The sequence below is a fragment of the Streptomyces sp. NPDC005761 genome (assembly GCF_040630635.1).
GTDB lineage: Bacteria > Actinomycetota > Actinomycetes > Streptomycetales > Streptomycetaceae > Streptomyces.
In genome coordinates this window covers 23,680-46,177 of record NZ_JBEXXX010000010.1, presented here as the reverse complement: position 1 = coordinate 46,177, position 22,498 = coordinate 23,680, and the positions used below count along the sequence as shown (strand labels likewise).

At 70.9% G+C, this 22,498-nt stretch carries 22 protein-coding genes; 5 read left to right on the top strand and 17 right to left on the bottom strand.

What is annotated here, in order from left to right; translation table 11 throughout:
* Positions 1–228: 228 nt before the first annotated feature.
* The 8 genes from ABZ434_RS12380 to ABZ434_RS12345 all read right to left on the bottom strand — a co-directional run bounded on the left by ABZ434_RS12380 (position 229) and on the right by ABZ434_RS12345 (position 8,245).
* Positions 229–1,764 (bottom strand): endo-1,4-beta-xylanase, encoded by a 1,536-nt coding sequence (locus ABZ434_RS12380; protein WP_359134649.1) that lies wholly within the window; start codon positions 1,762–1,764, stop codon positions 229–231.
* Between the two features lie 748 nt (positions 1,765–2,512).
* Complete coding sequence (locus tag ABZ434_RS12375; RefSeq protein WP_359134647.1) at positions 2,513–2,911, bottom strand: cupredoxin domain-containing protein; 399 nt, start codon at positions 2,909–2,911, stop codon at positions 2,513–2,515.
* Positions 2,912–2,914: 3 nt separating this feature from the next.
* Positions 2,915–3,451 carry a hypothetical protein gene (locus tag ABZ434_RS12370; RefSeq protein ID WP_359134645.1) on the bottom strand — a complete coding sequence of 179 codons (537 nt, stop codon included), beginning with the start codon at positions 3,449–3,451 and terminating at the stop codon, positions 2,915–2,917.
* Positions 3,452–3,602: 151 nt separating this feature from the next.
* The gene (locus ABZ434_RS12365; protein ID WP_359134643.1) at positions 3,603–3,761 is read right to left on the bottom strand and encodes a hypothetical protein; all 159 of its coding nucleotides are present in this window, start codon (positions 3,759–3,761) and stop codon (positions 3,603–3,605) included.
* 244 nt (positions 3,762–4,005) lie between these two features.
* A complete protein-coding gene (locus ABZ434_RS12360; RefSeq protein WP_359134641.1) occupies positions 4,006–4,956 on the bottom strand; it encodes a cytochrome c oxidase assembly protein in 951 nt (316 codons plus the stop codon).
* Positions 4,957–5,074: 118 nt separating this feature from the next.
* Positions 5,075–6,100, bottom strand: coding sequence for a 6-phosphofructokinase (locus tag ABZ434_RS12355; RefSeq protein WP_359134639.1), 1,026 nt, complete (start codon positions 6,098–6,100; stop codon positions 5,075–5,077).
* A gap of 143 nt (positions 6,101–6,243) precedes the next feature.
* Complete coding sequence (locus ABZ434_RS12350; RefSeq protein ID WP_148015276.1) at positions 6,244–6,972, bottom strand: glutamine amidotransferase; 729 nt, start codon at positions 6,970–6,972, stop codon at positions 6,244–6,246.
* A 34-nt stretch (positions 6,973–7,006) separates the two neighbouring features.
* On the bottom strand, positions 7,007–8,245 hold the full coding sequence (locus ABZ434_RS12345) for a MurT ligase domain-containing protein (protein ID WP_148015277.1): 1,239 nt from the start codon (positions 8,243–8,245) through the stop codon (positions 7,007–7,009).
* A 384-nt stretch (positions 8,246–8,629) separates the two neighbouring features.
* On the opposite strand from ABZ434_RS12345, the gene def reads away from it, so the two are divergent.
* Positions 8,630–9,175 carry a peptide deformylase gene (gene def / locus ABZ434_RS12340; protein WP_359134637.1) on the top strand — a complete coding sequence of 182 codons (546 nt, stop codon included), beginning with the start codon at positions 8,630–8,632 and terminating at the stop codon, positions 9,173–9,175.
* A 12-nt stretch (positions 9,176–9,187) separates the two neighbouring features.
* Here the strand turns inward: def and ABZ434_RS12335 are convergent, their stop codons facing one another.
* Complete coding sequence (locus ABZ434_RS12335) at positions 9,188–9,838, bottom strand: TetR family transcriptional regulator (protein ID WP_359134635.1); 651 nt, start codon at positions 9,836–9,838, stop codon at positions 9,188–9,190.
* Between the two features lie 171 nt (positions 9,839–10,009).
* Between ABZ434_RS12335 and ABZ434_RS12330 the strand changes: the two genes are divergently transcribed.
* A complete protein-coding gene (locus ABZ434_RS12330) occupies positions 10,010–11,239 on the top strand; it encodes an acyl-CoA dehydrogenase family protein (RefSeq protein WP_359134633.1) in 1,230 nt (409 codons plus the stop codon).
* 78 nt (positions 11,240–11,317) lie between these two features.
* Here the strand turns inward: ABZ434_RS12330 and ABZ434_RS12325 are convergent, their stop codons facing one another.
* The 3 genes from ABZ434_RS12325 to ABZ434_RS12315 are packed head-to-tail and all read right to left on the bottom strand — an operon-like array spanning position 11,318 to position 13,018.
* Positions 11,318–11,806 carry a glutathione peroxidase gene (locus ABZ434_RS12325; protein ID WP_359134631.1) on the bottom strand — a complete coding sequence of 163 codons (489 nt, stop codon included), beginning with the start codon at positions 11,804–11,806 and terminating at the stop codon, positions 11,318–11,320.
* 49 nt (positions 11,807–11,855) lie between these two features.
* Entirely contained in the window at positions 11,856–12,422 is a 567-nt protein-coding gene (locus tag ABZ434_RS12320) for a GNAT family N-acetyltransferase (RefSeq protein ID WP_359134629.1), read from the bottom strand.
* Between the two features lie 14 nt (positions 12,423–12,436).
* Complete coding sequence (locus ABZ434_RS12315; RefSeq protein ID WP_359134628.1) at positions 12,437–13,018, bottom strand: XRE family transcriptional regulator; 582 nt, start codon at positions 13,016–13,018, stop codon at positions 12,437–12,439.
* Between the two features lie 166 nt (positions 13,019–13,184).
* On the opposite strand from ABZ434_RS12315, the gene ABZ434_RS12310 reads away from it, so the two are divergent.
* The gene (locus ABZ434_RS12310) at positions 13,185–13,622 is read left to right on the top strand and encodes a hypothetical protein (protein WP_359134626.1); all 438 of its coding nucleotides are present in this window, start codon (positions 13,185–13,187) and stop codon (positions 13,620–13,622) included.
* A 28-nt stretch (positions 13,623–13,650) separates the two neighbouring features.
* Here ABZ434_RS12310 and ABZ434_RS12305 read toward each other — a convergent pair whose 3' ends face one another.
* The 3 genes from ABZ434_RS12305 to ABZ434_RS12295 all read right to left on the bottom strand — a co-directional run bounded on the left by ABZ434_RS12305 (position 13,651) and on the right by ABZ434_RS12295 (position 17,795).
* Positions 13,651–14,991: a chloride channel protein gene (locus ABZ434_RS12305; RefSeq protein WP_359134624.1), complete on the bottom strand. Its 1,341-nt coding sequence runs from the start codon at positions 14,989–14,991 to the stop codon at positions 13,651–13,653.
* A gap of 127 nt (positions 14,992–15,118) precedes the next feature.
* Positions 15,119–16,891 (bottom strand): cation:proton antiporter, encoded by a 1,773-nt coding sequence (locus ABZ434_RS12300; protein ID WP_359134622.1) that lies wholly within the window; start codon positions 16,889–16,891, stop codon positions 15,119–15,121.
* Between the two features lie 214 nt (positions 16,892–17,105).
* The gene (locus ABZ434_RS12295) at positions 17,106–17,795 is read right to left on the bottom strand and encodes a hypothetical protein (RefSeq protein ID WP_359134620.1); all 690 of its coding nucleotides are present in this window, start codon (positions 17,793–17,795) and stop codon (positions 17,106–17,108) included.
* A 93-nt stretch (positions 17,796–17,888) separates the two neighbouring features.
* Here ABZ434_RS12295 and ABZ434_RS12290 point away from each other — a divergent pair, with 93 nt between their 5' ends.
* Complete coding sequence (locus ABZ434_RS12290; RefSeq protein WP_359134923.1) at positions 17,889–18,080, top strand: DUF6011 domain-containing protein; 192 nt, start codon at positions 17,889–17,891, stop codon at positions 18,078–18,080.
* Between the two features lie 4 nt (positions 18,081–18,084).
* On the opposite strand, the gene ABZ434_RS12285 is transcribed toward ABZ434_RS12290, so the two are convergent.
* Both ABZ434_RS12285 and ABZ434_RS12280 read right to left on the bottom strand, forming a co-directional pair.
* Positions 18,085–18,966 (bottom strand): acyl-CoA thioesterase II, encoded by an 882-nt coding sequence (locus ABZ434_RS12285; RefSeq protein ID WP_359134618.1) that lies wholly within the window; start codon positions 18,964–18,966, stop codon positions 18,085–18,087.
* A gap of 46 nt (positions 18,967–19,012) precedes the next feature.
* Positions 19,013–21,526, bottom strand: a complete 2,514-nt coding sequence (locus ABZ434_RS12280; RefSeq protein WP_359134616.1) for a DUF3516 domain-containing protein — start codon at positions 21,524–21,526, stop codon at positions 19,013–19,015.
* 170 nt (positions 21,527–21,696) lie between these two features.
* Between ABZ434_RS12280 and ABZ434_RS12275 the strand changes: the two genes are divergently transcribed.
* The gene (locus ABZ434_RS12275; RefSeq protein ID WP_359134614.1) at positions 21,697–22,488 is read left to right on the top strand and encodes a metal-dependent hydrolase; all 792 of its coding nucleotides are present in this window, start codon (positions 21,697–21,699) and stop codon (positions 22,486–22,488) included.
* Positions 22,489–22,498 lie beyond the last annotated feature (10 nt).

Sequence of the window (22,498 nt, the reverse complement as noted above, 5' to 3'; positions counted from 1 at the left end):
CCGCCCAGGGCGCTGCTGAATGTTCTACGTGATATCGACACAAATCCTCCATTGGCGGGTGTCGTCGGGGAGCGAGGGGACGAAAAAGGGGGACGGGGGATGAAGCGAGAGCTGCGGCGGGGAGGAGCGTGGGGAAGGAGCGGGGAGGAGCGTGGGGAAGGAGCAGGGAGGAGCGTGGGGAGGTGCGGCGGGGAGCGGAAGGGGATGGGCGGCCGGCGGGGCCGAAGGTCAGGGCTCGATGCCCCAGACCAGCCGGCCACCGACGTACACGCCGATCCTGGTGGCGTCCGTGTACGACGTGCCGGCACCGTGGCTGTAGTCGTCCGACTCGTCGAAGTTCGACCAGTCCGACTTGCTGAGGCGTAGCTGGATCTCGCCGGTGGTGGCGCCAGGCGCCAGACCGCCGCCGGTGAAGCCCACTTCGAGGTAGTGGTCGGCGCCGGCCTTCGGGGTGCTCACGGCGGCGACCCGGTGGGTCACGGTGGAGCAGCCGATCGGGGACCAGTCGCACCAAGTCCCGTACGTGGTAGCCCCGTTGCCGGAAGTGAACCAGTAGCGGACTGTCACGTCCGAGAGGCTGACCGACGTGTCGCCGGTGTTCACGAGTTGGAGACCCGGCTTGATCTGGTTGTCACCGGCGGAGGAGTCGTTGCTGCGGTACTGCGCCTTGAGCGCGCCGGGTTCGCCGCCCTCGCCGCCCCCGTCGTCGCCGCCCAGTGCGGTGCGCACGGCGGAGTAGGCGGGCTTCGGCAGCAGGCTCTCGTCGTACAGATTCGCCGCGCCCTGGCCGGGGAAGGTGCTCGGGACCCAGGAGTACTTGTCCGTGTAGTCCCAGACGGTGATGCCGACGCAGCGCTGGACCGCCAGACAGGCTTCGGTCACCTGCCGGTAGTAGGAGGACTGCGTGGCCGTCTTGGCGGCGTCGGCGGGCAGTTGCATGCGCACGTCGAGTTCGGTGACGGCCACGTCGAGACCGAGGTCGGCGAACCGCTGCATGTTCGCCTGCATCTGGTACGGGAAGCCGTACTGGACGGCCAGATGTGCCTGCATGCCCACCCCGTCGAGCGGTACACCCTCGTCCAGCAGCTCGCTGACCAGGGCGTACATGGCGTCGCTCTTCGCGCCGAGCCCCTCGATGTTGTAGTCGTTGAGGTAGAGCTCGGCGTCCGGGTCCGCGGCATGGGCGGCGCGCAGTGCGGTGGCGATGTAGTCGCTGCCCATGGCGGTGTAGAAGGGACTTGTGCGGTAGGTCCCGTCCTCGTTGAACGGCTCGTTCACCACGTCCCACGCGTCGACCGCCCCGCGGTAGTGCGTGGCCTCCGCGGTGACGTGGTTCGTCATGGCGGCCTCCACCTGGGCCGACGGCAGCGCGCCGACCCAGCCGGGCAGCTGGCTGTGCCAGACGAGGGTGTGGCCGCGCACGGTCTGGCCGTGCTGCTGGGCGAAGTCGGTGATCACGTCGCCCTTGGCGAAGTTGAACTGGCCCTGCACCGGCTCGGTGGTGTCCCACTTCATCGAGTTGCCGGGGGTGATCTGCCCGAACTCGGAGCCCAGGGTGGCCGCGTATGCGGCATCGGGCAGCTCCGGGTTGTCGGTGGCGGACCCGAAGTACTTGCCCTGGGCGGCGGCGAGTTCGTGCAATGTGCCCTGTTGGGACGCGCTCGCCGGTCCGCCCACCAGGGTGGTGGCGAGGGCGAGGGCTCCGACCAGGACGGTCGGGAGCCCTGCGGTGCGGCTGCGTCTACAGCGCTTCACCAAGCTCATGACAAACGCCTTCCTCGGCCGGGTGGCTGGGACGTCACGGGGAGCGCGGCTGCGCCCCGTAACGCCCTTGCAGCTAACCGGTGTTGGGGGAGAAGGGAGGGGAGTGGAGTGTGCAAGTCTTGATTGTGGGAGCGCTCCCAAGGTGGCCTGGTGATGGGCACCTGTCAAGACTTAAATCACAACTGCCTTACGAGCGCGTTAACTCGGCCACACCTCGAACGGACGCCGGGGGAGGTGGGGTCGACCGTTGCGCGAGGTGCGGGCGGTGCCCTGGGCCGGGCGCGTTCCCGACGGTGCGTGAACGCTCTGCCCCGGGCGGGGGTGAAGGTGTGGGCGGGGCGGGCGGGACGCGTTCGCGATTGCGTGCGGGCGGCCGCGGACGGGGCCGTGAACGTGGTCGCCGGGTATGCACGGTGGGTGACGGGACGCGAGATCCGAGCCCCGTGCGACGGCGCCCGGCGGCCCCGTGTCGCGGTGGGACGCCGACTGAGCGCCGGAGGCAAAGCCGCTGGACAGTCTCCCGTAGAGCGGTGGCGGCGTGCCCGGCGGAGCAGCCCCTGCCGAGCCGGCGGCCGGTGGCTCCGGCAGGAAGATCATGGACCGGCGCTGCGCGGAGAGTGACGAACGCGCCGAGCCGGGCAGGCCGTGCGCGGATCCCCGGGGCGCCCCGCCCGGCGTACGCGATGGCGTACTCCGGGCGGCGTCGCGACCCCGGGGCCGGGCTCGCAGTGGGCAACCGAGAGCGCTCTCAGCGCACCGTGAGGGAGCCGTTCATCGTCGGGTGGATGGTGCAGATGTACGGATACGAGCCCGGCCGGGCGGGCGCCTCGAACCTCACCGTTTGCCCCGACTCGACCTTGCCGGTGTCGAACACCTTGTCGCCGGTGGCCGTCACTGTGTGGGGTACCGCGTCCTTGTTGATCACGGTGACCTTTGTACCCGGGGCGACGGTGAGGGTGGCCGGACGGAATGCGAAGTCCTTGATGGTGATCAGGGCGCCGTCCTTCGAAGGCGAGGTCGTGTGCGGGGTGGGGGAGGCCGACGACGAGGAGCCGCCCCCACCGCCGGAGCAGCCGGCCAGGGTGGCGGCACAGGTCGTCGCGACCACCACGGCGATGCGAGCCCTCAGGGGAAGCAGTGCGAACACGGGTCAGTACCCCCCGTCGCCGGGCGACGAGGACGAGGGGGAGGGCGCAGCCTTCGTGATCTTGTTTCCGGCGGGATCCAGCACGTACCAGGCGGCGCCGAAACCGTTCGATCCCTGCCCGTTGACGTCGCCGGCGCTCGTGTCGCCCGCGTAGCGGTACAGCGGGTGCCCGTTGTAGGTGATCTCCTCGCGGCCGTCGTCACGCGTCGTGGTGCCGAGCAGGGAGGCCTTCGCACCCTTGCCCGCGACCGGCTTCCCGGTGGCCGTCACGGGCGGCCAGGACTTCGCGCAGTCACCGTCGCAGGTCGACTTGGGGGAGGTGTCAGCCTCCCAGAGGTAGAGCGTCCGCCCCTCGCCGTCGACCAGGATCGTGCCCAGCGGGCTCGACGCGGTCGCCACGGTCCCGGATGCCGCCGTACCGGTTGCCGACGCGGAGGCCGAAGCCGAGCCGCTGCTCCCGCTGTCGTCCGAACAGCCGCCGAGTGCGGCGGCCAGCAAGCACACGATCGCGGCCGCGGCCGCTCCTGCGCGGTTCCCCATCACGAACTCCTCGGGCCCGGCCGCCGTGCCGGCGGCACCGTGGCCCGAACAGTAGGGGCGCACCCGCCCGCCCCCCGACAGGCGCTCGGGGCGAACGGCGGGCCGGCACCGTCCGGGTGTACGGAACCGGCCCGGCCCTGCTCCGTCCGGCTCAGGTCTCGCGCGTGGCGACCATTCCCATGGTGACCAGACCCAGCACCACCCATCCGAACCAGAGCCAGCCGTTGCTCCCCAGCGCCACCGTGTACGCGGTGACTGCCACCAGGGTGCCTACGGTGAGTACTCCCATTGCCTTCGTGGAACCGGACATGCGGGCACCCTCCTAGAGGTCCTGTCCGGAGTTCCCCGTCTGCGCCCCGACTCCGACACGCCCGCCCGTCGCACCGTGCCGCGGGACAGGTGGCTCCGCCACAGGACCCGCGACACCGCACGCCGATCGCACGCGCCGACCGCCGTCGCGCCCGCGCTCCGCGCGGACGACGGGGAACCCCGGACAGGACCTCATCGGCCGCGCGGCCGATGATGCCATCGTCACCCCGAAGGCCCCTCCACCGCTACTGTCCGCGCGCCTGCAACGAGGCGAGATAGGCGTTGTACGCCTGGAGCTCCTGGTCGCCGTCCCGGTCCGCGGCACGGTCGCTGCGCTTGGCCGTCCGCTGTTCCGAGCGGTACCACTGGAACACCAGGGCCACCAGGACCAGCACCGAGGGGATCTCGCTGAACGCCCACGCGATGCCACCGGCGGCGTTCTGGTCGGACAGGGCGTCGATGCCGAGCGAGGCCGGCGGGTTCTCGTAGACCTTCACCATCGGCTCGCTCGCCATCATCAGCGCGATACCGAAGAAGGCGTGGAACGGCATGCCGGCGAACAGCTCCAGCATCCGCATCACATAGCCCGGGCGGTGCGGTCCCGGGTCGACGCCCATGATCGGCCAGAAGAAGACGAGGCCGACCGCGAGGAAGTGCACCATCATCGCGAGGTGCCCGGCCGTCGAGCCCATCAGGAAGTCGAAGAGAGGTGTGAAGTACAGGGCGTACAGGCTGGCGATGAAGAGCGGGATGGTGAACGCCGGGTGCGTGACGATCTTCATGTAGCGGCTGTGCAGCAGCATCAGGAGCAGCTCGCGGGGCCCGGTCGTGCCACGCCCCGCCACCGGCAGGGCACGCAGCGCGAGGGTCACGGGCGCACCGAGCAGCAGCAGGATCGGCGACAGCATGCTGATCACCATGTGCTGCACCATGTGCACGCTGAACATGACCATGCCGTAGTCGTTCAGCCGGGTGCACATCACCAGCGCGATGGTCAGCACCCCGACGACGAAGAAGACGATCCGGCTGACGGGCCAGCCGTCCCCGCGCCGGCGCAGCCGCAGCACCCCGTACCCGTACAGAAGCACTGCGAGGACGCAGCCGATCAGGAAGAACGGGTCCGCGGAGAACTGGAGCCCGCGTCCCAGCGTGAACGGCGGCAGATCCATGTTCATGCCGTGCCCGCTGTGATCCATCTGTTCACTCCCGATGGGAACGTCGGGACGTCCCTGTTTCGTGCCGGTTGTCCCGACCAGAGTAGAACCGCCCCCGGCCGCAGCTGCGGCCGGGGGCGGTGTCGGGTCGTGGAGTGTCTCAGAGCACGCACTCGGCTTCGGAGTACCGCTCGGCCGGAACCGTCTTCAGGGTCTCCACGGCGTCCGCGAGAGGCACCATCGTGATGTCCGTGCCGCGCAGTGCCGTCATCATGCCGAACTCGCCACGGTGTGCGGCCTCCACCGCGTGCCAGCCGAAGCGGGTCGCGAGGACGCGGTCGTACGCGGTCGGCGTGCCGCCGCGCTGTACATGGCCGAGGATGACCGGGCGCGCCTCCTTGCCCAGGCGCTGCTCCAGCTCGATGGAGAGCTGCGTCGCCACGCCGGCGAAGCGCTCGTGCCCGTAGATGTCCTTGACGCCCGACTCGAACTCCATGGAGCCCTCACGGGGCTTCGCGCCCTCGGCGACGACGACGATGGCGAACTTCTTGCCGGCCGAGAAGCGCCGGCCGACCAGCTCGGTCAGCTCGTCGATGTCGAAGGGGCGCTCGGGGACGACGATGGCGTGCGCACCGGCCGCCATGCCGGAGTGCAGGGCGATCCAGCCGGTGTGGCGTCCCATGACCTCGACGATCATGACGCGCTGGTGGGACTCGGCGGTGGTCTTCAGTCGGTCGAGGGCCTCGGTGGCCACGCCCACCGCGGTGTCGAAACCGAAGGTCACGTCCGTGGACGCGATGTCGTTGTCGATCGTCTTCGGGACGCCGACGATCGGGAGCCCCGCCTCGGACAGCAGGTTGGCCGCCTTCAGCGTGCCTTCGCCGCCGATCGGGATGATCGCGTCGAGACCGAGGTCCGCGACATGGCCCTTCGCCTGCTCGACGCCGCCGCGCAGGTGCGCGGGCTGGACCCGGGAGGAGCCGAGGATCGTGCCGCCGCGGGCGAGGATGCCGCCGACCGCGTCCAGGTCGAGCTTGCGGTAGTCGCACTCGAGGAGGCCCCGCCACCCGTCGTGGAAGCCGATGACCTCGTCGCCGTGGTCGACCACAGCACGGTGGACGACGGAACGGATGACGGCATTGAGGCCGGGGCAGTCGCCGCCGGAGGTGAGCACACCAATTCGCATTGCCCGGGAAACCTTTGCAACGTGGGCCGACGACCGGACCACGTCGTCCGGTTGGATCCCCGCCACCCTACCGGCGCAGGGTGGCGGGACCGAACCGGGCGTCCGCCTGCTGGACTCCGCTCAGCTGAGCGAATCACGCCTCATCAGGCGGGCTGTGTCGCCGCGGCGATCCGCTCGGCGCGCAGTGCCTCGTACCAGCGGTCGTCGCAGGGCGGCAGGGCGTTCACATCGAGTGCCAGCTTCAGCAGCAGATCCGCGATCAGCGGGTTGCGTGCCATCACGGGCCCGTGCATGTACGTGCCGAAGACGGTGTCGTTGTACGCGCCCTCGGTCCCGTCGCCCGTGCCGTTGCCCCGGCCGAAGCGCACCTGGGCGAACGGGCGTGCCGTCGGCCCGAGATGGGTGACGCCCTGGTGGTTCTCGAAACCGGTCAGCGGCGGCAGCCCGAGACGCGGGTCGATGTCCCCGAGCACGTCGCCGACGCACCGGGCCCCCTCGCCGCGGGTGGAGACCACGTCGAGCAGCCCGAGACCCTGCTCTCGCTCACCGAGGTCGTTGACGAACTCGTGGCCGAGGATCTGGTACCCGGCGCAGACCGAGAAGATGATCGCGCCGTTGGACGCCGCCCGGCTGAGCCCGCCGTCGCGGCGGAGCCGCTCCGCCGCGAGCCGCTGGGGCCGGTCCTCACCGCCGCCGATCAGATAGATGTCCCCGGACGTGGGGACCGGCTGGTCGCTGCGCACGTCGACGCGCGACACGTCGAGACCGCGCTGACGGGCCCGGCGCTCCACCACGAGGGCGTTGCCCTGGTCGCCGTAGGTGCTCAGCAGGTCCGGGTAGACCCACACCAGCCGCAGGCTGTTGTTGCTCATGCTTCGTCCTCTCCGGAGGGGCCCGGGGCCGGGGTCAGTTGCCGACACGACGGCGCAGATCCTGGAAGGCGGTGTAGTTGGCGATGACCTCGATGCGTCCGGGCGGTGCCTGCTGGACGGCCTCGTCGAGGTTCTCGCAGACCCGGAAGTCGAGACCGGCCACTTCGAGGCGGACCGCGAGATCCAGCTTCCGGTCACCGAGCACGAAGATCGGGTGGCCGGCGAGCTGGGTGTAGTCCACGTCCCACAGCCACGAGGTGTCCGTACCGTCGGCGCCGCGGGCGTTCACGGAAAGGATCACCGGGGTGGGGGGCGGGTCGATCAGAGAGAACGTCTCCAGCCAGCCCGCCGGGTTCTTCGCCAGCAGGAGGCGGAGCTCGCGGCCGAGGAAGGTGACCACGTCGTAGCGGCCCGCCACGGCCTGCACCTGGTACATCCGCTCCAGGGCGACTTGCGGCGGCACCCCGAAGACGGCGGCCACGGCGGCCGAGCTGGTGGCGTTGGCCTTGTTGGCGCGGCCCGGCAGCTGGAGATGGATCGGCCACGCCGAGCCGTGCGGGTCGAGCACGTAGTCACCGTGCAGGACCCAGCTGGGCGGCGGGCGCCGGAAGCCGCACTCGCCGCAGAACCAGTCGTCGCCGGGGCGCTGCATCACGCCGCCGCAGGACGGGCAGGACCAGGCGTCGTCCTTCCACGCCTGGCCGGCCGCGACCCACACCACGTTGGGGGAGGAGGAGGCCGCCCAGACGATCAGCGGGTCGTCGGCGTTGGCGACGATCACGGCCTTGGAGCCGGACAGCCCCTCCCGCCACTTCTCGGCCAGCATCCGGGTCTCCGCGGCCCGGTCCAGCTGGTCGCGCGAGAGGTTGAGCAGTGCGATCACCTTGGGCGTCGTGTCGCGCGCGACCCCGGCGAGATACTTCTCGTCGACCTCGATCACGCCGTACTGCGCGTCGGAGCCGCCGGCCAGGGCCGAGGTGATGCCCGCGGGCATGTTGGCGCCGAGCGCGTTCGACACGACCGGGCCCGCGGCCCGCAGCGCCTCGGCGATCAGCCGGGTCGTGGTCGTCTTGCCATTCGTCGCCGACACGAGGATCACGTCCAGGTGCTGCGCCAGCCGCCCGAGCAGGTCGGGGTCGAGCTTGAGCGCCACCCGGCCGCCGATCACCGATCCGCTGCCCCGCCCGGCCGCTCGCGACACCGCCGCAGCGGCCTTGCCCGCCGTCACGGCCAGCTTGGCCCGCGGCGACAACGGCTCCGTGTTGCCTGCCATCGTCCTAGATCCTCCTTGCATCGGTCCGCGCCCAGCCTATCGATGTCCGGCGCGGCGGAGGCACGGCGGCACCGTCGGCGCCGTGGAGTTCCCATGGAACGCGCGGCGGGCGAACTGACACCACCGCGCTGAACTGGCAAACATACAGGTCAGAGGGGGTCTGTCGGTGAGGAGTCCGGTCCCGCGCATTTCCCGGGTCCGGTGGGGCCGGGAGGGCTGATCGTGCGCCGGCGCTCTTCGCTCCCGCTCCCGCCGCCGGCCAGGGGCGTCTGCGCGGCCCGGGAACGGGGAGTGCGAGGGCGGCTGCGCCCGGGTGGGGAACGGCGATCGAGCGGACAGCCGCGCCCTGACAAGGACGTTCCGGCGGAACGTACGATGACCGTCATGCGAAACCGCCCCATCCCCGGCAGCTCCGGACTCGTCCGGACCATGAGCCTGCTCGGTGACCCGGTGCTCCACACCGTGTGCGAGCCGGTCACGGACTTCGGGCCGTCCCTCGCCCGGCTGGTCGAGGACATGTTCGCCACGATGTACGAGGCGCAGGGCGTCGGCCTCGCCGCCAACCAGGTCGGGGTGCCGTTGCGCGTCTTCGTCTACGACTGCCCCGACGACGAGGACGTCCGCCATCTGGGCCACGTGGTCAACCCCACGCTCGTCGAGGCGGACGGTGTCACGGTGCGTGGTCCCGAGGGCTGTCTGTCGCTCCCGGGGATCGAGGCCGGCACGCCGCGCTTCGACCATGCCGTCGTGGCGGGTCTGACGGCCGAGGGGGAGCCGGTACGGGTCAGCGGTACGGGTTTCTTCGCCCGTTGCCTCCAGCACGAATGCGACCATCTCGACGGCGCCGTCTACACGGACCGGCTGACCGGACTGCGCAAGGCTCGCGCGCTGCGTGCGGCCCGCCGGGCGCCCTGGGGGCGCACCGGCTGAGACGTCGGCGGCTCAGAACCCGGGACCGCCCGGGCGGTCGCCCGCCGCGGCCAGCCTGCCCCAGAGCAGATCGGCCAGACTCCGCACCAACTGCTCGCGCGAACAGGGTCGTTCGCCCAGCCACCAGTCCCCGGCGGCATGCATCATGCCGACGATGCCGTGGCCCCAGATCCGGGCCATCTCCTGGCTGCCCGGGCCGAGATCCACCCGCTCCGCGATCACCGTGGCGAGCTCCTCGCCGAGGCGGCGCAGCAGTGGAGCCGAGTGCCGCCCGACGTCGAAGCCCTGCTCGGGGGAGGGTGCCGCGTCGTCGGAGGGGTGCATCAGGAAGCGGTACACCTGGGGGCGCGCCTCGATCGCCGCGAGATACGTGTCGAGCGTCGCCTCGACGCGCTCGCGGCGGCCGGCGGGGGCGTCGAGTGCGGCCCGCAGGGCACTCAGGAGTGCGTCGGTGTGCCGCTTGGCGAGGGCGCGGTAGAGACCGCCCTTGTCGCCGAAGTGACGGTAGAGGATGGGCTTGGTGATGCCCGCCTCTGCGGCGATGGCGTTCATCGAGGCTCCGGGGCCGTCCCTGAGCACCACGCGGTCGGCGGCCTCGAGCAGTTCTCGGCGGCGGCGTTCGGCCGCGCTCCGCTGTCGCTCGGCCTGTCGTGTGGTCTCCATGTCGTTTCTCCCACCCCTGACCCTGCATGTCCGTCCTGCCTGCGCAACGTAACACCCTGCCCAGCGGTGGGAGGATCGCCGTCTGTGTGGTTGACACAGGCTACTTGCCGGTAACAGACTGTTGTTACCGCAAGTAACGATCACATTTGACGGCAGCACGTGGAGGGGAACATGGCCGAGTTCACGCTCGATCTCAACGACGACCAGAAGCAGGTCCGTGACTGGCTTCACGGCTTCGCCGCAGACGTGATCCGTCCGGCAGCTTCGGAGTGGGACGAGCGTGAGGAAACGCCCTGGCCCGTCATCCAGGAGGCCGCCAAGATCGGAATCTACTCCCTCGACTTCTATGCGCAGCAGTTCTTCGACCCGACGGGTCTCGGCATCCCGATGACGATGGAGGAGCTGTTCTGGGGGGACGCGGGCATCGCCCTGTCGATCGTCGGTACGGGCCTTGCGGCCGTCGGCGTCCTCGCCAACGGCACCGAGGAGCAGATCGGCACCTGGATCCCGCAGATGTACGGTGACGCGAACGATGTGAAGGTCGCCGCATTCTGCTCCTCCGAGCCCGACGCCGGCTCCGACGTCGGCTCGATGCGTACCCGCGCCGTGTACGACCAGGCCAAGGACGAGTGGGTGCTCAACGGCACCAAGACGTGGGCGACGAACGGTGGCATCGCCAACGTCCACGTCGTGGTCGCGGTCGTCGACGCCGAGCTCGGCTCCAAGGGGCACGCCTCGTTCATCGTGCCGCCGGACACGGCCGGCCTCTCGCAGGGCCAGAAGTTCAAGAAGCACGGCATCCGCGCCTCGCACACCGCCGAGGTCGTCCTGGAGGACGTGCGCGTGCCCGGCCACTGCCTGCTCGGCGGCAAGGAGAAGCTCGACCAGCGGCTCGCCCGAGCCCGCGAGCGCGCCGCTTCCGGCGGCGGCGAGCGCGTGAAGAACGCCGCGATGGCCACGTTCGAGGCGTCCCGCCCGGCCGTCGGCGCGATGGCGGTCGGCACCGCCCGCGCCGCGTACGAGGTCGCGCTGGACTACGCGAAGACCCGGACCCAGTTCGGCCGCCCGATCATCGACAACCAGGGCATCGCCTTCCAGCTCGCCGACATGCGGACCCAGATCGACGCGGCCCGCCTGCTGGTCTGGCGCGCCTCGTGGATGGCGACCGCAGGCAAGCCGTTCGAGTCGGCCGAGGGCTCCATGTCCAAGCTGTACGCGAGCGAGACCGCCAAGAAGGTCACCGCTCAGGCCATCCAGATCCTCGGCGGGAACGGCTTCACCCGTGAGTACCCGGTGGAGCGCATGCACCGCGACGCCGCGATCTACACGATCTTCGAGGGGACGAGCGAGATCCAGCGCCTGGTGATCGCCCGCACGCTGTCCGGGATGCCCATCCGCTGACGCTCCGCCGTGCCCCGTGGACCGGCCCCGTCCCTGCCGTCGCGACAGGGACGGGGCCTAGTCGCACCGGCCCGGTGCTCAGGCAGGGAGCTGCGCCTCGATGGCCGCCACGACCTCCGGGGCCTCGGGCTCCGTGCGGGGGCGGATCCGGGCGACCGGCTCGCCCGCCGGGGAGATGAGGAACTTCTCGAAGTTCCACTGGATGTCACCGGCCTCGCCGTCCGCGTCCGCGAGCTGGGTGAGCGCCGCGTAGAGCGGATGCCGGCCCGAGCCGTTGACGTCGGTCTTCGCCAGCAGCGGGAAGCTCACCCCGTACGTCGTCGAGCAGAACGTCCGGATCTCCTCGGAGCTCCCGGGCTCCTGGCCGCCGAACTGGTTGCAGGGCACGCCGAGCACGGTGAAGCCCCGGTCCCCGTACTCCTTCTGGAGCCGTTCGAGACCGGCGTACTGCGGGGTCAGGCCGCACTTGGAGGCGACGTTGACCAGCAGCACCGCCTGGCCGCGGTAGGCGCCCAGCGTGGTCGGCTCGCCGGTGAGGGTGTGGAGCGGGATGTCGTGCAGCGTCATGGATATCTCCTCGTCGGTGTCTTCCGTGGCCATTGTCGCGCCCGCGGGTTCATCGGTGCGAAGCCGGGCTCGAGGCGCGGGCGGACGCCGGGCCGGCCGGGCCGATCGCCTTGAAGTAGAAGGTGGTCGGCTTCAGGACGCCGGCCGGATCGGCGGCGTAGTCCGGAACGGAGCCGCACTCCGTCCAGCCCGCCGAGCGGTACAGCCGCTCGGCCGGACTTCCGCTCTCGGTGTCCAGGACCAGCAGCGTCACGCCGTCCCCCGCCGCCGAACGTTCGGCCGCGTCCAGCAACTGCCTTCCGAGCCCCCGGCCCCGAGCCGACGGACGGACCATCAGCTTGGCCACCTCCGCGCGGTGCCGGGCATTGGGCAGCGGCGCCCGGGCGAGGCCGATGGTCCCCGCGATCCGTTCACCGTCCCGGGCCAGCCACACCAGGTGACGGCCCGCGTCCACGGACGCGGCGCGCTCCCGCCACCAGCACGCGGCCGCGTCCCGGTCGAGCGGGGCGAGGAACCCCACGGACGATCCGCCGTCGACCGTTTCCACGAGGAGTGCGGCCAGCTCATCGGCGTACGTGACCAGTTCGGGTCCGGACGCCTGAACGATCTCGGTCATGCGGCAAGGTCCTTTCACGGTGTGACGATCATCAGTGCGTAACGGACCCGATCCGGGCCGGGACAGCGGAATCGCGAAGGGCCGCGCAGCCGGAACCGCAGGCAGTCGCCCGGGCCGACCGTGTGCACCGTGTCGTCGACGGCGACCTCCAGCGTGCCCTCCAGGACCCAGATGTGCTGTTCCAGTTCCGGGACGGGCGGACCTTCGTACGCGATGTCGGCATCCGGGCCGAGAATGCCCTCGATCACCTCCGCCCGCAGACCGGCGTGCGGAGGCGAGACGGATCTGCGGACGAAGCCCGTCGCCTCGTCCCGCCACACCGTCTGACTTTCGGCGGGGACGAGCTGCGGCGGTTGCGCCTCCACTTCCTGCAGCAGCCGGGACATGGTCCGCTCGTACACGCTGCACAGCCGGCCGAGCTGGGCGGCCGTCGGGCTCAGCTCGCCGCGTTCGAGCCGCGAGAGCGTCGAGCGGCTCAGCCCGCTGCGCCGGGCCAGCTCGTCGAGCGACCAGCCGCGCTCGCCCCGTAGACCGCCGAGCCGCGCTGCGAGCCCTGCCTCCACGGCCGTGGCCTCGGGCTCTCCCACTTCTCTCATGTCAGAGATTCTATCTCTGACATGAGATGGTCCTCGCGCTGCCCCGGGGGCCCGGCGTGCACCGCTCGTGGTGCCGGTCACCCGCCCCCGTGCCACGCTGTTATCGAGGACGCCCGGCGGGGCTGCTCGGTCCTGCCGGGTGATTCTGCTACCCGAGGAGGCCGACATGGCCAGTACCAGCAACCACCCCGGAGCGGCGCCTGCCGCTCCCAGGGACTCCCACCACCCGTTCCGGACGGGCTGGACCGCCTTCGCCGCCATCCTGATGATCTTCGGCGGGGCCATGGCGATCTTCCAGGGGATCTCCGCCATCGCCAAGGACGACGTCTTCGTCACCACGCGCAACTACGTGTTCCAGTTCAACCTGACCGGGTGGGGATGGATCCACCTCATTCTCGGCATCCTGATCGTCCTGGCCGGCTGCGCCCTGTTCACCGGGGCGTTCTGGGCGCGTGCCGTCGGCGTCGTACTCGCCGGACTCGCCGCCCTCGCCAACTTCGCATGGCTGCCGCATTATCCGCTGTGGTCCATCGTTCTCATCGCGCTGGACATCTTCGTCATCTGGGCGCTCTGCGCGAGCCCCGGGGAGCGCGAACGGGTCTGAGGGCAGGCTGCTGGGCCGGCAGCGCTCGCTACGGCGCGGGTGGCTTCGTGGCGAACGCTGCCGGCGGGGGAGTGATTCTGAGTGTGACGACGTAGGAGACCACCACCGAGACGATCACCAGAGGCATGACGGTGAGCCCCTCGGACCCCAGCAGCAGCGTGGCCAGCAGCACCGACGTCATCGGCAGCTTCAGCATCGCCACGCACATCGCCCCGATTCCCATGGCGAATCCGGAGGTCGGGTTCAGCCCCGGGAGATGGGAAAGCGCGAGGCCGCCCGCCGCCCCGGCGAACATGGCCGGAAAGACGGGGCCGCCCCGAAAGGCGCTCAAGGAAGCGCAGTAGGCCAGCGACTTGCAGACGACGAGCACCACCAGGGTGGCCGCCGAGTACCGTGCGGAGTCGGCCAGCAGCGGGTCCAGCGCATGCTCGCCCGAGTACAGCACCTGTGAGGCGGAGTCGCCGGTGATCTCGGCGTACACGAGCGCGAGGACACCGACGACCAGGCCCATCCCCAGGGTGGCCACCACCCGTCGCCGCTCGACCCGCGGCTGAAGGAACAGCGCCAGCCGGTGAATTCCCGCCCCGGCGAGCGCGGCCCCCAGCCCCAGCGCGACGGCCCAGCCGAATTCGGCGACGGTGGGACCGTCGGCCGGAGGCACTTCGTGCAGCGCCAGGGAGTACGTCCCCAGCCCCGTCCACGAGCCGAGGCCGGTGAAGATCAGCGCACCGATCCCGGCCGCCAGCAGCCCGGGCACGAGGGACACCCCCAGCATCATCCCGGCCAGCCCCGAGGCCTCCATCAGCAGGAACGCACCGAGGAGCGGCGACCCCAGCAGGGCGCTGACGGCGGCGAAGCTGCCCGCGGCCCCCACCAGGGCGCTCGCCCCCGGCTCGATGTCCGGCTTGATCAGCCGGACCGCGTACACGGCCACGCCCCCTCCCAGAGCGATGAGCGGGGCCTCGGGGCCGAGTACCGCGCCGAGCCCGAGGGAGGCGACGGCCGCGAGAGCGATACCGGGCAGCTGCGCGGCCGGGGCCACACCCGTACTCACCAGCCCCTCGGCCGGTTTGTGCCCGCCCTCGCCCGGGAGGTACCGGATGGCCAGCCCCGTCAGCAGCCCCGCCACGCCGACCAGCGGCACCGGCCACCACGAGGGTGTCCCGGCGAAGCCGAGGCCCTTGGGCAGGTCGTCGTACGTCAGGGACTGCAGTTCGGAGACGAGGGCGAGGAAGCCGAAGGCCCCCGCCGAGATCGGGACCCCCAGCACCGCCACGATCACCAGCAGGACCGCGTAACCGCGGGTGCGGACCATGGTGGCGGGATCGGGCGGCTGGGCGGCGGGCGCCCCGGCGGGTTCGGCCGGCATGTTCGTTGTCTCCTCGGCTGGGTGATCTGTGTGGTCGCCCGCCCTGACGGCGTTGCCCAGGGCGGTGTCACGGTGGGGTGGTCCGGGGCATGCGCACGGCTCACGGGCGCCGGCCGCGCGGCCGTGGTCAGCCGGTGAGCGCGCCGGCGGGCGGGCTCAGAAGGATGACGGTGTCGCCCGCGCCCGGGACGGGGGTCCGGGCGTCCGTGACCGGGGTGAGCCGCCCGTCCGGATCCACCACGAACAGCAGAGCGTGACCGGACGGCAGAGTGCCGCCGGCCGGCCGCGCCACCACGCGGGCACCGGCCTCGTACCTGCGGGAGAGTTCGGGGCCGGTGAGAGCGGCGCCGAACAGCGACTCGCCGCCGGTGTAGGGCGCGACCACCCCGTGGCTCGCGGAGGGGGACGCGAGCCGGTGCACCGGGCCCTCGACGCTCTCGCGGAGCGTCGTTGCGGCGAGGGCGTTGAAGTCGTCCTCGCCCGTGAGGAGCAGCACTCCGGTGATCCCCTCGAGCTCCGCACCGGCGCCGGTGGCCGAGGCGAGCAGTTCACCGGGTGCCAGCTTCAGCCCTGCCTCCGTGATCCGCTCCCGCTCACGGTCGGCGCCCGCCCACATCAGGACGTCCAGCCCTGCCGAACCCAGCGCACCGGCCAGGTCGACGGCCCACGGTGCGCCGCCGACGAGCAACGGCCGGGACCGGGCCGGACGCAGCACCCCGAGCCTGCGGGCGACCGGAAACGCCGTCAGGCCGTACAGCATGACCGTGGCGACGATCACGACGAAGGTGGCGGGCAGGATGCGCTCGCCGCCCGTGACGCCCCGGTCGGTCAGCTCGGCCGAGAACGTGGACGCCGTGGCCGCGGCGACGATGCCGCGCGGGGCCATCCAGCCGATGAACCACCGTTCCCCGCGCGGCACATCGGTACGCAGCGTCGCCAGATGGGCCACCAGGGGCCTGGTGACGAGGACGAGCAGAGCGACCAGGGCGAGCGCCGGCAGCACCACGTGCCGAAGCGACGAAGGGGTGACCGTGGCCGAGATGGAGACGAACAGCAGTCCGATGACCAGGGAGACCAGCGTGTCGAAGAACGGGCGTCTGGCCGGGATGTCCAGACCGGGCAGATTGGCCATGGCCATTCCCATGACGACCGCCGAGATCAGCCCCGTGTCGTCGCGCAGCATGTCGCAGGCCGCCGCAACGCCGATGACCGCGGCGACCTGTACCGAGGTACCCAGCTCCTCGCTCATCCGCACCCGGCTCAGCAGCAGCCACAGCAGCGCCGCCCCGGCCACGCCACCGGCCAGGCCGACTGCGGCACTGACCGCGAACTCCCCGAACTGGCTGCCGAAGTGGTGGTGGCCGTCGGCGGCCATGACTCCGTGGAAGACGAAGGCCCCGAGGATGCCGCCCACCGGGTCGATCAGCGAGCCCTCCCAGATGAGGATGCGCTGCAGCCGCTCGGTGGGCCGGACGAAGTTGAGCAGTGGACCCACGACGGTGGGCCCGGAGACGACCAGGATCGAGGCGAGCATCACCGCCGCCCCCATCGACATGTCCAGAACCGGCACGGCGAACAGCGCGGCGGACACCACGGTGAGCACCGTCCCGAGCCAGAGCAGCCGGTGTACGACCCGGCGCGTGTGACCCTTCAGCCGTTGGAGGTCCAGGCCCAGCCCGGCGTCGTAAAGGATCACCGCCACCGCCAGAGAAACGAGCGGGGAGAATGCGGCGCCCAGCAGGCGCTCGGGGTCGACGTTGTCGGTGAGCGCCCCGGCGGTGAAGCCGACCGGAAGGAGGACGAGCAGTGCGGGCACGCGCAGCCGGTTCGCCAGCAGTTGCGAACCGACCGCCAGCACCACGATCAGTCCCAGGCCCATGAGCACCTGATCGGCCGTCATGGCCGCACCTCCCTCGACGCCGTCCCTCCGGTGCCGTGGGCTGTGGTCGCGGCCCGCGGAACACCGCGCGCGACCACCTTCCGCGGCCGGGGTGCGGCAGGGCGGTCAGGCGCGCGCCCGGGGCCGACAGGGGCCCGCGGTATCCATCCAACGGCCTAACGGTGCGAGGGTGCGGCGGCCGGCCTGCGACGGCGCCGGTCCGGTCCTGGTGCGGTCACTTCTTCCTGTCGTCCCACGGTGTGCCGAGCCAGCTGTCGAACGAGCGGACCACCGCCGTGAGCGCGGCCGCGAGCCGGAGGTCGACCCAGGGGGCATGCGCGACGACCTCGTCGTCGGACCGGTACTCCAGCGGCGCATCGTCGCCGGCGCGCCACACGATGCGCCGTGGTCCGCGCGGCACGTCGCCGCCGCCGTTGAAGAGACTTCCCACCGCGATGAGTACCCAGAGCGGGAACAGCGGCCACCACACGTACCACCAGAAGATCCGGCCCTTGAACCCGACGGCCGCCGGGCAGCCGGCCTGGTTGACGGTCCAGCGCGTGCGCAGCCCTTTCCCGGACAGCGCCTTCTCCCGGACGAAGGTGCCGATCAGCTCGCCCTGCCCGCCCCACACCTGGTACTCCGCCACGCCGCCGCCCGCCGAGGTGGTGACGAGCGTGGCCAGCCGGGTGCGGCGCTCCGGCTCGGCCCACAGCACGAAGGAGCGGGCGCCGTCCTTGCGCGCCGTGAGGTACGCGGGTATGCCGCCGGGCGGCAACTCGCGCTCCAGGTAGGCGAACACGTGGAAGGGGCCCCTCGACGCGTCGACGACGACGTGTTCGAAGCCCTCGGCCACACCGGGCAGGGGCTCGGGCCTGGCCTTGCTCGGCTTCGGCAGGGCCGCCACTTTGAAGGTGCTCGGCACGTACGGCTCCTCGGTTGCGCGGGCGGGGAGTCCGAATCCTAGGATGAGTACGTGGAGTCACCGGATCCAGCCCCCGCCCCTGACGCCGGGCAACTGCCCGGCGCCGACGCCACGGCCGCCGGGCGCCGCGTCGTGCGCTGCCGCGTGTGCGGCCGCCCCCTCACCGGCACGGCCTCGCGCCGCACCGGTCTCGGACCCACCTGCGACGCGAAGCTGCACCCGGCGCCGCCCGACATCCGCACCCGCCGTCACGACGTCGAGCAGGACCCCCTGCCGGGCACCTGAGCCGTCAGGACGGCCGCTCACCCAGCCGCCGGAACAGGCCCTCCTGCACCACCGACACCAGCAGATTGCCCTCGCGGTCGTAGATCCTGCCGCGCGCCAGCCCCCGCCCGCCCGTCGCCACCGGCGACTCCTGGTCGTACAGGAACCACTCGTCCGCCCGGAACGGACGGTGGAACCACATCGCGTGGTCCAGCGACGCCATGTCGAAGCCGCGCGGCCCCCACAGCGGCTCCACCGGGATGCGCACCGCGTCCAGCAGCGTCATGTCGCTGGCGTAGGTCAGCGCACAGGTGTGCACCAGCGGGTCGTCACCGAGCGGGCCGACCGCGCGCATCCATACCGCGCTGCGCGGGTCCGCGTCCTTGATCTCCTCCTGCGTCCAGCGCAGCCGGTCGACGTAGCGGATGTCGAAGGGCTGACGCCGCGCCATCCGCTCCAGGGCCTCCGGCAGACCGCCCAGGTGCTCGCTCACCTCTTCGGCGACCGTGGGCAGCTCCTCCGGATCCGGCACCACACGGGCCGGCGGCAACTGGTGCTCGAATCCGGCCTCCTCCGGGCGGTGGAAGGACGCCGTCAGATTGAAGATCGTCCTGCCCTGCTGCACGGCCGTCACCCGGCGCGTGGTGAACGACCGGCCGTCCCTGACCCGCTCCACCTCGTAGACGATCGGCACCCCGGGACGGCCCGGCCGCAGGAAGTAGGCGTGCAGTGAATGCACCGGCCGGTCGCCGTCCGTGGTGCGGCCCGCCGCGACCAGCGCCTGGCCCGCGACCTGCCCGCCGAAGACCCGCTGGAGGGACTCCTCGGGACTGCGGCCGCGGAAGATGTTGACCTCGATCCGCTCCAGGTCGAGCAGGTCGACCAGGCGCTCGGCGGGGTTCGTCATGCGGTTCCTCTCCACTCTCGCAGCGGCGCCGTCGGTACGGACGCGCTCACAACTGGCCCACGGAGGTGACCCGGAGAACCGCCCGGCCCTCCTCGTCGGACGCGGCCAGATCGACCTCGGCGCTGATGCCCCAGTCATGGTCGCCGTTCGGGTCGGCGAACGTCTGCCGGACGCGCCACAGGCCGTGCTCGGCGTCCTCGTCGATCTTCAGCAGCTTCGGACCGCGGGCGTCGGGCCCGGTGCCCAGCTCCTCGTACTCGTCCCAGTAGGCGTCCATGGCCTCGCCCCACGCGTCCTCGTCCCAGCCCGCGTCCCCGTCCAGCTCGCCCAGGTCGCGGACGCGGTCCAGCGCGGCCAGCTCCACCCGGCGGAACATCGCGTTGCGCACCAGCACGCGGAAGGCGCGGGCGTTGGCCGTGACCGGCTTGACCTCGTCGGCCCGCTCCTGCGCCTGCTCGGCCGTCTCCACCTCGGGATTGGCGAGCTGCTCCCACTCGTCGAGCAGACTGGAGTCGACCTGCCGGACCATCTCGCCGAGCCAGGCGATGAGATCCTCCAGGTCCTCGGACTTGATGTCGTCCGGAATGGTGTGCTCCAGCGCCTTGTACGCGCTCGCCAGATAGCGCAGCACGATGCCCTCGGTGCGCGCCAGTTCGTAGTTCGACGTGAACTCGGTGAACGTCATGGCGCGTTCGTACATGTCACGGATGACCGACTTCGGCGACACCGGGTGATCGCTCACCCACGGGTGGCTCTGACGGTAGACGTCGTACGCGTGCCACAGCAGTTCGCCCAGCGGCTTCGGGTACGTGACCTCCTGGAGGAGCTCCATCCGCTCCTCGTACTCGATGCCGTCGGCCTTCATCTGTCCGACCGCCTCGCCGCGCGCCTTGTTCTGCTGCGCGGCCAGGATCTGGCGCGGGTCGTCGAGCGTCGACTCCACCACCGAGACCATGTCCAGCGCGTACGACGGCGAGTCGGCGTCCAACAGCTCGAACGCGGCGAGCGCGAACGTGGACAGTGGCTGGTTCAGCGCGAAGTCCTGCTGCAGATCGACGGTGAGCCGCACGATGCGGCCCTCCGCGTCGGGCTTGTCGAGCCGCTCCACGACACCGCCGTCCAGCAGCGACCGGTAGATCGCGATCGCCCGGCGGATGTGGCGCAGCTGCGCCTTGCGCGGCTCGTGGTTGTCCTCCAGTAGATGCCGCATCGCGTCGAAGGCGTTGCCGGGACGCGCGATCACCGACAGAAGCATGGTGTGGGTCACCCGGAAACGGGAGGTGAGCGGCTCCGGATCGGACTGGATCAACTTGTCGAACGTGGTCTCCGACCAGGCGACGAAGCCTTCGGGGGCCTTCTTGCGGACGACCTTGCGCTTCTTCTTCGGGTCGTCGCCGGCCTTCTTGACCGCCTTTTCGTTCTCGACGACGTGTTCCGGGGCCTGGGCCACGACGAAGCCCGCCGTGTCGAAGCCCGCCCGGCCGGCCCGGCCCGCGATCTGGTGGAACTCGCGTGCGCGCAGTGTCCGCACCCGGGTGCCGTCGTACTTGGTGAGGGCGGTGAACAGCACGGTGCGAATGGGGACGTTGACCCCGACGCCGAGCGTGTCCGTACCGCAGATGACCTTCAGCAGCCCCGCCTGCGCCAGCTTCTCGACCAGGCGGCGGTACTTCGGGAGCATGCCCGCGTGGTGCACACCGATACCGTGTCGTACGTAACGGGAGAGGTTCTGGCCGAACTTGGTGGTGAAGCGGAAGTTGCCGATGAGATCGGCGATCTTCTCCTTCTCCTCCTTGGTGCACATGTTGATGCTCATCAGCGACTGTGCCCGCTCGACCGCCGCGGCCTGGGTGAAGTGCACGATGTAGACGGGCGACTGCCGGGTGTCCAGGAGCTCGGTGATCGTCTCGGTGATCGGTGTCAGCCGGTACTCGTAGCTCAGTGGGACCGGCCGGGTCGCCGAGCGCACCACGGAGGTGGGGCGGCCGGTACGGCGGGTCAGGTCCTCCTCGAACATCCTGACGTCACCGAGCGTGGCCGACATCAGGATGAACTGGGCCTGCGGCAGCTCCAGGATCGGAATCTGCCACGCCCAGCCGCGGTCCTGCTCCGCGTAGAAGTGGAACTCGTCCATGACGACCTGGCCGATGTCCGCGTACTTCCCGTCACGCAGCGCGATGGAGGCCAGCACCTCGGCGGTGCAGCAGATCACCGGGGCGTCCGCGTTGACCGAGGCGTCGCCGGTGAGCATCCCGACGTTCTCCGTGCCGAACAGCTTGCACAGGTCGAAGAACTTCTCCGAGACCAGGGCCTTGATCGGAGCGGTGTAGAAAGTGACCTTGTCCTGGGCCAGGGCGGTGAAGTGCGCACCTGCCGCGACCAGGCTCTTCCCGGATCCGGTGGGGGTGGAAAGGATCACGTTGGCCCCGGAGACCACCTCGATCAGCGCCTCCTCCTGAGCGGGATAGAGGGTGATCCCCTGCGTCTCGGTCCATGACGAGAAAGCCTCGAAGAGGGCGTCGGGGTCGTCGGTCGGGGGCAGCTGATCGATAAGGGTCACGCCCCCATCTTGCCTGTCTTCCACCCCGATGAGGGAACCGGACGACGGTACGAAGATCACGGACGATACGCTGCCCTCTCAACTCGGCCGCACCACACCGATGATGGCCGGAACCCGCGCACAGGCAACACCTGTCGCACCTCATGACACCTACGGGGGCGGAAACAGCCATGATGGGACCGGCACACTCTCTGTCAGGGGCAGCGGCCTGGCTGGGGGTGGGCGCGGCCGCGGCCGCCGCGGGCCACACGATGCCGTGGCCCGTCCTGGTCGTCGGCGCGCTGATCACCGCGGGTGCGGCGCTCGCCCCGGACCTCGACCACAAGTCGGCGACCATCTCGCGCGCTTTCGGACCGATCTCCCGCGGACTCTGCGAAATCGTCGACAAGCTCTCGCACGCCGTCTACAAGGCGACCAAACTGCGGGGCGACTCGAACCGCAACGGTGGCCATCGGACACTGACCCACACCTGGCTGTGGGCGGTCCTGATCGGCGGGGGCGCTTCCGCGGCGGCGGTCACCGGCGGCCGGTGGGCGGTGCTGGCCATACTCTTCGTCCACCTGGTGCTCGCCGTCGAGGGACTGCTCTGGCGGGCCGCCCGGGTGTCCAGCGACGTACTGGTGTGGCTGCTCGGCGCGACCAGCGCCTGGATTCTCGCCGGCGTCCTGGACAAACCGGGCAACGGCTCGGACTGGCTGTTCGACGCCCCCGGCCAGGAGTACCTCTGGCTCGGCCTGCCCATCGTGCTCGGAGCCCTCGTCCACGACATCGGTGACGCACTGACCGTCTCCGGCTGCCCGATCCTGTGGCCCATCCCGGTCGGACGCAAGCGGTGGTACCCGATCGGGCCGCCGAAGGTCATGCGCTTCAGGGCCGGCAGCTGGGTGGAGCTGAAGGTGCTGATGCCGATGTTCATGGTGCTCGGAGGAGTCGGCGGGGCCGCCGCCATGAACTTCATCTGACGTGGTGCCC

Bases quoted from the DNA above. Each gene is read 5' to 3' on its own strand.
- ABZ434_RS12380 (WP_359134649.1), bottom strand. From the start codon at position 1,764: ATGAGCTTGGTGAAGCGCTGTAGACGCAGCCGCACCGCAGGGCTCCCG.
- ABZ434_RS12370 (WP_359134645.1), bottom strand. From the start codon at position 3,451: ATGGGGAACCGCGCAGGAGCGGCCGCGGCCGCGATCGTGTGCTTGCTG.
- ABZ434_RS12365 (WP_359134643.1), bottom strand. From the start codon at position 3,761: ATGTCCGGTTCCACGAAGGCAATGGGAGTACTCACCGTAGGCACCCTG.
- ABZ434_RS12360 (WP_359134641.1), bottom strand. From the start codon at position 4,956: ATGGATCACAGCGGGCACGGCATGAACATGGATCTGCCGCCGTTCACG.
- ABZ434_RS12355 (WP_359134639.1), bottom strand. From the start codon at position 6,100: ATGCGAATTGGTGTGCTCACCTCCGGCGGCGACTGCCCCGGCCTCAAT.
- ABZ434_RS12350 (WP_148015276.1), bottom strand. From the start codon at position 6,972: ATGAGCAACAACAGCCTGCGGCTGGTGTGGGTCTACCCGGACCTGCTG.
- ABZ434_RS12345 (WP_148015277.1), bottom strand. From the start codon at position 8,245: ATGGCAGGCAACACGGAGCCGTTGTCGCCGCGGGCCAAGCTGGCCGTG.
- def (WP_359134637.1), top strand. From the start codon at position 8,630: ATGCGAAACCGCCCCATCCCCGGCAGCTCCGGACTCGTCCGGACCATG.
- ABZ434_RS12335 (WP_359134635.1), bottom strand. From the start codon at position 9,838: ATGGAGACCACACGACAGGCCGAGCGACAGCGGAGCGCGGCCGAACGC.
- ABZ434_RS12330 (WP_359134633.1), top strand. From the start codon at position 10,010: ATGGCCGAGTTCACGCTCGATCTCAACGACGACCAGAAGCAGGTCCGT.
- ABZ434_RS12325 (WP_359134631.1), bottom strand. From the start codon at position 11,806: ATGACGCTGCACGACATCCCGCTCCACACCCTCACCGGCGAGCCGACC.
- ABZ434_RS12320 (WP_359134629.1), bottom strand. From the start codon at position 12,422: ATGACCGAGATCGTTCAGGCGTCCGGACCCGAACTGGTCACGTACGCC.
- ABZ434_RS12315 (WP_359134628.1), bottom strand. From the start codon at position 13,018: ATGAGAGAAGTGGGAGAGCCCGAGGCCACGGCCGTGGAGGCAGGGCTC.
- ABZ434_RS12310 (WP_359134626.1), top strand. From the start codon at position 13,185: ATGGCCAGTACCAGCAACCACCCCGGAGCGGCGCCTGCCGCTCCCAGG.
- ABZ434_RS12305 (WP_359134624.1), bottom strand. From the start codon at position 14,991: ATGCCGGCCGAACCCGCCGGGGCGCCCGCCGCCCAGCCGCCCGATCCC.
- ABZ434_RS12300 (WP_359134622.1), bottom strand. From the start codon at position 16,891: ATGACGGCCGATCAGGTGCTCATGGGCCTGGGACTGATCGTGGTGCTG.
- ABZ434_RS12285 (WP_359134618.1), bottom strand. From the start codon at position 18,966: ATGACGAACCCCGCCGAGCGCCTGGTCGACCTGCTCGACCTGGAGCGG.
- ABZ434_RS12275 (WP_359134614.1), top strand. From the start codon at position 21,697: ATGATGGGACCGGCACACTCTCTGTCAGGGGCAGCGGCCTGGCTGGGG.